Source organism: Paenibacillus sp. (assembly GCF_031177825.1).
Lineage (GTDB): Bacteria > Bacillota > Bacilli > Paenibacillales > YIM-B00363 > Paenibacillus_AE.
Window position 1 is genome coordinate 311,196 of record NZ_JAPSKE010000006.1, and the last position, 7,898, is coordinate 319,093.

Sequence of the window (7,898 nt, forward strand, 5' to 3'; positions counted from 1 at the left end):
GGGTTCGTCTCCTTCGGCGGTCCTTCGAATTTGGCGGACTACGGTACCTGAATCGTCATTTGCCCCGGTTGGGTGACGGAGATGACGCCTCCCCAGTTGCACATGCATTTGGACGTGTTGTTCAGCGCGGGCATATTGGCCACGAGCACGGTCGGCGAGCCCGGCGCCCACGGCGCGGCGGTCACCGGAACGCACGGCATGGGCGTCAGCGCGCCGAAGGCGGCGGCGGTCGCGGACGCGACGGTCGGATTCGCCATCGACTGGCACATGCCGAACGGCAAAATGTTGACCATCGGCTTATTGTCCATGATGTTGGCGATCGGCATGGACGTAAGCACGCGGTTGGCCGGAAGCACCATTAACGGGCTCGGCGCGACGCCGAACGAGCATTGGAGCATCGCTCCTCCGCATACGAGCTGACCCATGAAGGTTCCCCTCTCCGATCCGATTCATATCCTCGTATTATACTACTTTTTGCCTGTTTTTTGGGGGGCGTTCCAGGTTAAAATTTTACATATTTAAAAGCACAAACGGATTTTTTTGTAGTACTATGAACTTATGTCGACAATGCTACGGAACCGGTAGCGACAGAAAGAGGGGAACGGCCGGGTGAAACGGCGAACGACGGCAACCCTGCTCGCCATCGCAACGACCATAAGCGGCTGCTTCGCGGGAACGACCGTGCCGTCCGTCCTGGGACCGGCGCGCGCGCTGGCCGCGGAAGGCGTCGAGCCGCTGAGCGCGGCTTGGGGGAAAGCGGTCGCGGCGGCGGCCGACAAGCACTCTGGTCTAGAAGTCTACCGGACAATGATACAACAGAAATCTACCGACGTAACGGCGGCGATCGATCGGTCGCGCGCCTCGCTGCTCGAGACGGGCGGCGAGGATGCGACGCTCGAAGGCGATCTGGCGAAGCTGAGCCGGCTCGCCTCGGCGAATCAGCAGCTGTACGGCGCGAAGGAAGATTTGAAGCTGGCCGCGCGGAACGCGGAGAAGGAAGCGGCGACGACGACGTCGGCGTACGTCGTCGCGGCGGCGAAGGCGGACATCGCGCGGGAGTTCGAGACGCAGATGGCGCAGGCGCGGGACGTCGTCGCGACTCGCGCCCGATTCGGGCTCGCGGCGCAGGACGAACTGAAGCGCGCCGAGGAGAAGTACGCGAAGGCGAAAGAAGATGCGGCGAGCGCGAAGAAGGCGATGGACGACGCGGCTCGGAAGCTGGAGGAGTCGTACCGCGGCGGGGGCTTGACGAAGTTTCGCGCGGCGGATTTGTTTCTCGACGTACGCGTGGATACGGCGGAAGCGGCCGCGCTCGTTCGTTCCGCGGTCGAGGCGGATCCGACGCTGCGGAAGCTGGAGTCGGCGCGGAAGCTGGAGGAGCAGAAGTACGCGTTCGCGCTGGAGCTGTACCGTTCGTTCTTCGGCGCGGACGCGATGAAGCCGCTCGAATCGACGCTGCGGCTGCGGCCGGTCGATTACAAGCTGACGCTTAGCGTGTATAACGTGTTTCTGGCCGAGGTGAAACGGAAGGACGCGGCGCGGCCGTTGTTCGAGAAACTGCTGTTCCCTCCGATGGAGAAGTATCTCGGCGAGCAGCCGTATACGCTTCCGGCGGCGGTATTGGCGTACGCGACGGCGGCGACGCTGGAGCGGGAGCATGCGAAGTCGCTCGCGGATCAGGTGAACGCATACTATTTGGCCGCGACGATGGAGGAGACGGCGATGCGCCAGGCGATTCGCGACGAAGCGGACGCGCTCGCCGCGATGCAGTCGGCGGCGACGAAGCAGAAGGCCGGACTCGCGGGCAACGAGGCGCTCGCGGCGGCGCAGGAGGCATACGCCAAGGCGCGCCTCGACGCCGTCGAGAAGAAGGGGACGTACTTCAACGCCGTCGTCGGATTGCATTACGCGACCGGCGGCGCGTTCGCGAAGCGGCTGTCCGGCGACGTGCGGGCGTCGGTCGGGAAGCCGCCGGCGAAGCCGGGCGAGGCCGGGGCCGACGCGTCGGCCGATCAGCCGCTCGTGACGTACGACCCGGACATGGAGTCGGAGTTGACGGCGGCGGCCGAGCGGCTGCAGGCGCAGGTGGAGGCGGCCGCCGAGAAGGCCGCTGCCGAGGGCGCCGATGAAGGCGCGGCGAGCGGCGGCACGGCTGGCGGCACGGCGAGCGGCGATGAGACGGCAAGCGGCGAAGGCGAAGCCGGAGAAAACGAGGTCGACGTGACGGCGCTGCTGTTAACGGAGTTCGACCAGCTGACCCAAGCGGCGGGGCTGGCGAAGCAAGCGGGAGCGGCCGACGTCGCCGCGGCGATGGAAGAGAAGCTCGCGGCGGCCGCGTCGGCGGTCTTCGAAGCGCTCGGCTTGCCGGCGTCGCCGGGAGGACCCGGCGCGTCCGGTCCGCCGAGCACGCCCGAGGCGCGCGCGGCCAAGACGGCGGAGCTCGACGCGCTGCTGCCGTATCTCGAGCTCGGGCTGTTCTTCGCGCTGGAAGCGCAGACGCTTGCGGGATGGGGCGAGGACGCGAAGACGGCGTACGTCGAAGCCGAGCTGCAAGCGCTCGAGGCGGCGAAGCCGTGGACGACGCCGGACGGCGCGACGGCCGAGTCGCTGCCGGCGACGTCCGTCGCGTTCGCGGCGGCGCCCGTTAAGCTGACGGCCGCGCCGGCGCTGATCGGGACGACGGCGTACGTTCCTGTGAGACCGTACGCGGAAGCGCTCGGGTACAAGGTCGTCTGGGACGACAAGACGTCGACCGCGACGCTTCGCGGCGCCGAAGGTTCGATCGCGATTCGCGTCGGAACGAAGGACGTCGCGGGCTTGTCCGGCCGGATCGAGCTGGCGTCGATGACGTATATGACGAATGGACAGACGTTCGTGCCGGTATCCTTTTTCGAGGCGGTATTAGGAATGAAGACGTATTGGAGCGAGAGTTTGCGGCAAGGGGTCGTCTTCGGCGAACCGAGCGCGACGGCGGAACGGAGTGAGGGCTTGTCATGAAAACGAAGTTTTTCCTCCTGCTCTGCCTGACGGCGCTGTTGTTCGTCGCCCTCGGGACGCAGCGGGACTATTGGTCGACCGCGCCGTATCAAACCGAAGCGGCGTATTCGAACATCTCCCGGGTGGCGACCGACGCCCAAGGCTCGCTCTATACGATCGCGAATTCCAAGCGCTCCCTGATCAAGGTAAACCCCGAGGGGGAGCTGGTGTATTCGGTTTCGAGCAACGCGGATGCGTTGCCGGGCACGATCCAGCTGTTCGACGGCATCGCGACGGACGAACAGGGCTACGCGTACGTGCTGCTCGCGATATTGGACTCTTACGGGCTCAAGGTGTCCGGCGAACGGATCCTGAAGGTGTCCCCGGACGGAGAGACGCAGCAAGTGCTGTACGAGGCCGATTACGCCGCCTCCGAAAACTTGCTCCGCGTCGGCAAGATTCAAGGCCTGTCGGTGAAGGAAGGCGCGGTGCACTTTTTCCGCAAAGAGGTCGATACGGTCGTCTTATTCCGGCTCGCGGCGGGCGGCGGCGCGCCCGATGAGCTGCGCACGTTCGCGCTGCCGGCGAATCGGTACGTCTCCGAGCTGACGGGAAGCGATCCGAACGGCTTCTACTTCACCTCCAAGCGCGGCCGGCTGTACGCGGTCGACGCGACGGAGAGCCCGACGATGCTGTACCCCGGCGAAGGCACGGTGCAGTTGAACTTCCCGGTGCAGGTGTTCACGAACGACGGGCGGCACGTCTACTTCATCGACTATCACGAAGCGGCCGTGCAGCGGCTGGACGCCGGCCAACCGCACTACCCGATCCAGTCGCTATTGCGGTACACGCAGCTGACGGAGCAGTTCGGAGACGTCGAGTGGTCGGACTTCACGAATTTATACGTCGGCCACGGGAAGATCACGGTCGCGACGACCGATCAGATCATCGAGGTCGATCCGACGGGACGCATCGCGCATTGGACGAGTACGTACCGGTATCCGACAGCCACCATATGGCTCCGTTACGCGTACTGGGCGCTCATCTTGGCGGCGGCCGCGTCGTTCTTCGCGACGATCCGCCACCTGTACGTCCGCTTGATGAAGCGCCGCATCTCCTTGCTCGTAAAGCAGCTCGGCGTCATCGTGCCGATCATCTTGGCCGCCATGGTCGGCCTGTCCTATTCGGTCTACGACTCGTTCACGAACGAGATGAAGGAAGAGATGCGCGGGCAGCTGATGCTGCTCGCGGGCAACGGGAAGCATCTCGTCGACGGCGAGCGGCTGGAGCGGCTGAATTCTCCGCTCGACTTCATGAGCGAACACTACCAGGCGATCAAGCTGCGCATGAACGATTTGCTCAGCCAAGCCGGGGAAAACCGGGACGGGCTGTACAGCACCGTCTACCGGTATATCGATGGGAATTTGTACATTATTATGGACGACGACGACAGCGTGACGATGTTCCGCCCGTTCCTGACGTCCGAGGAAAACTTGCTCGTGTTAAAGGAAGGGCGGATCGTCTCCGGCGAGTGGGAAGACGCGACCGGGGAATGGATGTACGCGCTGGGTCCGCTGTATAACGCATCCGGCGACATCATCGGCATCTACGAAACCGGGAAAGACATGAACGGCGTCAGGCAAAGTCACTTGAAGATTTTGTCCGACGTCCTCGGCATGATCGCCTTGATCGGCGGCGTCATCCTGATCGTGATCACGGTCATGACGGTGTACCTCATCTCGTCGATCCGCAGGCTGCGCCGCAGCGTCAATCTGATCGCCAGCGGCGAATGGGACACCGAGGTCGACATTCGGACGCGAGACGAGGTAGCGGAGCTCGGGGAGCGGTTCAACATGATGGCCGGCTCGATCCGGCGATACATCCGCGAGGTGACGGGCCTTAGCGAATCGTATTTCCGCTTCGTGCCGCAGCAGTTCTTGAACGTGCTGGGCAAGGGCAATATGACGCAGGTTCGTCTGGGCGATCAGGTACATCGAACGATGACCGTGCTCGTGTGCAATATGCGGGACTTCTCCGAATTTTCGTCGACGCTGACGCCGGAGGACAACTTCCGGTTCATCAATTCGTTCCTCAAGGTGTTCGGACCGGTCGTGCGGCAGCACGGCGGTTTTACGAGCCGGTATTTGGGTCCGGGCATGCTGGCGTTGTTCCCGAACGATCCGGGCGACGCGCTGAAGGCGGCCGTTAAGATGCGGGAGACGCTCGCCACGTACAACGGCTTCCGCGATAACAGCGGATACCGGGCGATCGAGATCGGCATCTCCATCCATATCGGCGACGTCATGATCGGCATCATCGGCGAGGAGCAGCGCATGGAAGGCAGCGTCGTCTCCGACCAAGTGCGGCTCGCGGGCGAGTTGGAAAAGGCATCCGGCAAGCTGGGCGCCCCCATCCTGCTGACGGAAGAGGCGCTGGCCGCCTGCAAGAGGACGGTGCGTCTCGAATATCGCAAGCTGGGCGCGGTACAACTGTATGGCGAGGCGCGTACGATAGAACTATACGATGTTTACGAGGGCGACCCGGAGCCGGTCCGAAAGCTCAAGCGGGAGACGCAGCGGCAGTTCGAAGACGCGGTAATGCTGTACCAGGGCGGCCGCTTCTACGACGCGCGGGAAGCGTTCGTCGGGGTCGTGAAGAAAAATCGCGACGATCTCGCGGCGAAGCTATACTTTTTCGCCTGCGACCATTATTACCAGCACGGCGTGACGCAGGATTGGAACGGAGCTTTGAAGATCGAGTAACGCGAGAGGGGAGTGTCGCTGGATGAGTCCGACCGGAAGCGAAGCGCCGTTCGTCATCAAGCCGGTGAAGACCGGTACGGAGGCGGGGCGCGTATCGGATTTCTTGCTGGGAGAGCATTGCTTCGACGATCAACGATTCACGCCGGGAGAGACGGATCACCTGCGGTGGCTGCCGATGCGCAGCCTGCAGGAGAACGCCGTCATCTGCTGGTACGCGGAGGAGGGCGGCGAGGTGATCGCGGCGATCCTCTTCGTCGAGAACGAGCATAAGAGCGGCGGCTACCGGCTCGAATACTTCGGCGTCCATCGGGCGCATCGGCATCGGGGATTCGGCTGGCGGCTCATCGAGCGCATGTTCGAATACATCCTCGAAAATAACGGCCGCTACGTCGAGACGTTCACCTGCGACTTGCCGGAATACGCGAGCGCGCGCAAGCTGTTCGAGCGTAACGGCTTCCAATTCATGTGCCGCCTGCCGGATTATTATTATCCGGGCGAAGGCAAGCTGCTGTATTTGCGAATGCTGTCATCCTGAACAAACGTGGACGTAACGTCCCAGCCTCGCTGCGGGTTGGGATTTTTTATTATCCGAAACCGCGCCAAGCCAATTATTTAAATAACACGCCGCCGAACGGCACGATCTCCCGCAGCACGCGGCGGAGGAAGCTGTCATGATCCGTCTCCGCTTCGAGGCGGGCGTTCGGTACGCACGATTGTAGGAGCGCGCTTCCGGTGCCGGTGATTTGCCATTGATAAGGCATATGCTGGCTCGCAAGCGGGTTGCCGTATACGGCTAGCCGGAGCGAGCATTCCTTCGGGAAGGCGACGAGCGAGCGAACGTCGACGAACACCGGCTCCGTCGGATGCAGCTCGACCTCGACCAACGGGCCGCTGGAGACGAGTCCGATCGTGCCGGGACCGGCGAAGCGGACGCGCATCAGATCGCCGGCCGCGAGCGCCTTCCGAACGGGCAGCCAGGTCGTGGACATCGTCATGCCTGCCGGGTAATGCAGTACATTACGAAACAGAAACAGCAGGCTGCTCTCCGTCCCGATCTCTAGCGTGCTATACGAAAAACCTCTCGGCAACCCGACCCACAGCTCGGCGGGGCCTTCGACGACCGATTCCAGCCATTTCTTCTTGCGGTACATGTCCCCGAGCGCAAGCAATCGGTCCTTCCGCTGGGAGGGGGTCCCTCGGAACGCCGCGATCTGCTTCGGATGCAGGACGTGGACCGCGGCGTTCCGAGGGACCTCGAGCTTGGCGAGCACGGACGTATCGGACGGCGTCATGCGGATCCGTCCTTCGCCGCATGATGCTCTCTCCGCCACACGAAGAAGCGAAGCAGCCGGGCGAGCGCGAAATAGAGCAGCAGCAGCGCCGCCGCCGTCGCCAGCAGCCGCGTCCAACGCGTCGCGGCCGCTCGCTGGTCCGCGATTGTGGCTTCCGCGGCCAATAGACGCGCCTCGAGCGACTCGTTCGTTCGGCGCAGCGCTTCGTTTTCCTCCATCAACATGCTTTGGGTTTCGCGGAACTGTTCCGCCGCTTCCTCCGATTGACGGATCGTCTCGGACAACCGCTCTTCCAATCGGTCCATCGTCTCCGGCATATGATAGACGTCCTTCACGCGATCCCATAGTCCCTCCGCCTGCGCCTGAAACGGGGCGAAACCCGCCAAGCCGGAAGCCAGCAGCATCGTACCGGCATAGCACCATACGCGTCGCCGCATGTCCCTCACCTCCGCAGCAGTAAATACCTAATAATACTAATGATCGTGCAAATAGTTTCATAGAGCGCTCAAATAAGGAGACCACGCTTCGCGCAGGCGGCGACGCCTTCGTCGATCCGCTCGACCGGGACGGCGCCGAAGCCGATGATGAACGAGAGTTCGTCGGACGCCTCCCGAGGCTCCCAGTAGAACGCTGCGGAGGATGATGCTGGTCACTCAGTACCTACAATTGGTCGCCAGCCTACCGCCGCTGGCAGCGGGGCTTTGGATGGGGCCGCCGGCGCTCGCTATGCTGGCCGCCGGTATCGCGGCCCCGCTGGCATCGCGGCGTATCCGGCCCGGCTATGTGATCGCGAGCGCGCTCGGACTGTCGGTCATCGGCTATTTGATGCTCACGCGCCTCGAAAACGAGCCATCCGGCATTGCTCTGG

6 protein-coding genes and 1 pseudogene are annotated in these 7,898 nt (G+C 63.3%); 4 read left to right on the top strand and 3 right to left on the bottom strand.

The genetic code is table 11. From position 1 onward, the window contains the following. Positions 1-38: 38 nt before the first annotated feature. Positions 39-425 (bottom strand): DUF4280 domain-containing protein, encoded by a 387-nt coding sequence (locus RIN49_RS10110; RefSeq protein ID WP_309120051.1) that lies wholly within the window; start codon positions 423-425, stop codon positions 39-41. A 184-nt stretch (positions 426-609) separates the two neighbouring features. Between RIN49_RS10110 and RIN49_RS10115 the strand changes: the two genes are divergently transcribed. Genes RIN49_RS10115 through RIN49_RS10125 form a run of 3 tightly spaced genes read left to right on the top strand, consistent with a single transcriptional unit; the run spans position 610 to position 6,273 of the window. Further along, positions 610-2,997, top strand: a complete 2,388-nt coding sequence (locus RIN49_RS10115) for a copper amine oxidase N-terminal domain-containing protein (RefSeq protein WP_309120052.1) — start codon at positions 610-612, stop codon at positions 2,995-2,997. Next, a complete protein-coding gene (locus tag RIN49_RS10120) occupies positions 2,994-5,738 on the top strand; it encodes a HAMP domain-containing protein (protein ID WP_309120053.1) in 2,745 nt (914 codons plus the stop codon). Before RIN49_RS10115 ends, RIN49_RS10120 begins: the two co-directional genes overlap by 4 nt. 22 nt (positions 5,739-5,760) lie before the next feature. Beyond that, positions 5,761-6,273 carry a GNAT family N-acetyltransferase gene (locus RIN49_RS10125; protein WP_309120054.1) on the top strand — a complete coding sequence of 171 codons (513 nt, stop codon included), beginning with the start codon at positions 5,761-5,763 and terminating at the stop codon, positions 6,271-6,273. A gap of 73 nt (positions 6,274-6,346) precedes the next feature. Here the strand turns inward: RIN49_RS10125 and RIN49_RS10130 are convergent, their stop codons facing one another. Further along, complete coding sequence (locus RIN49_RS10130; RefSeq protein ID WP_309120055.1) at positions 6,347-7,030, bottom strand: AIM24 family protein; 684 nt, start codon at positions 7,028-7,030, stop codon at positions 6,347-6,349. Next, positions 7,027-7,467, bottom strand: a complete 441-nt coding sequence (locus RIN49_RS10135) for a hypothetical protein (RefSeq protein WP_309120056.1) — start codon at positions 7,465-7,467, stop codon at positions 7,027-7,029. The genes RIN49_RS10130 and RIN49_RS10135 overlap by 4 nt, the downstream gene beginning before the upstream one ends. A 202-nt stretch (positions 7,468-7,669) precedes the next feature. On the opposite strand from RIN49_RS10135, the pseudogene RIN49_RS10140 reads away from it, so the two are divergent. Beyond that, positions 7,670-7,898 (top strand): annotated as a pseudogene (locus RIN49_RS10140) (hypothetical protein); the annotation flags it as partial.